We start from the raw sequence: 627 nt of genomic DNA, 5'->3' as shown, positions 1-627 counted from the left end.
ACGCCTGCATAACACGTTTGCTACGATACAGACTTACCTGAATTTTACTGCCTTAATCACTGAAACTAAAGGCAAACTGACAACGCCGAATGTAGCAAATCGTGTTGATGCATTTGTTATATGCTACAGACTTAGTTAACTTGATTTAGCTGCAATAAGTCCCATTTTGTACCGTATAAGTCTTTAAATACGACAACTGTGCCATATTCTTCAATACGTGGTTCTTCAGTAAATTCGACACTTTGAGCTTTGATAAACTCATAGTCACGCCAGAAATCATTAGTTTGAAGAAATAAGAAAACACGACCGCCAGCTTGATTACCAACTGATTTTAATTGGTCATCATTACTTGCTTGAGCCAATAGTAAATTTGTACCCGTTGAATTAGGTGGAGATATTTGAACCCAACGCTTACCACCGCCTAAATCCGTATCTTCGACAAGCTCAAATTGAAGTTTTTTAGTATAAAATTCAATTGCATCATCATAATTTTCAACAACTAAGGCGATGTTACCAATTCTTTGTTCGATAGGCTTATTCATTTGTGGCTCACTACAGTTCAAAAGTGGAATTCTACCCTATTTAGCTCATAAACTCATTTTTGCATATAACGCTCTGCTAAGCGGC

General features: G+C 36.8%; 1 protein-coding gene. It reads right to left on the bottom strand.

The window, feature by feature from the left end:
* Positions 1-131 precede the first annotated feature (131 nt).
* Positions 132-542, bottom strand: a complete 411-nt coding sequence (locus ACP45E_RS01055; RefSeq protein ID WP_017037239.1) for a VOC family protein — start codon at positions 540-542, stop codon at positions 132-134.
* Between the last annotated feature and the right edge of the window lie 85 nt (positions 543-627).

The organism is Vibrio genomosp. F10 str. 9ZD137 (assembly GCF_049974785.1).
Taxonomy (GTDB): Bacteria; Pseudomonadota; Gammaproteobacteria; order Enterobacterales; family Vibrionaceae; genus Vibrio.
The sequence above is the reverse complement of the archived record's forward strand: the minus strand, read 5'-3'. Positions and strand labels throughout refer to the sequence as shown.

Bases quoted from the DNA above. Each gene is read 5' to 3' on its own strand.
- ACP45E_RS01055 (WP_017037239.1), bottom strand. From the start codon at position 542: ATGAATAAGCCTATCGAACAAAGAATTGGTAACATCGCCTTAGTTGTT.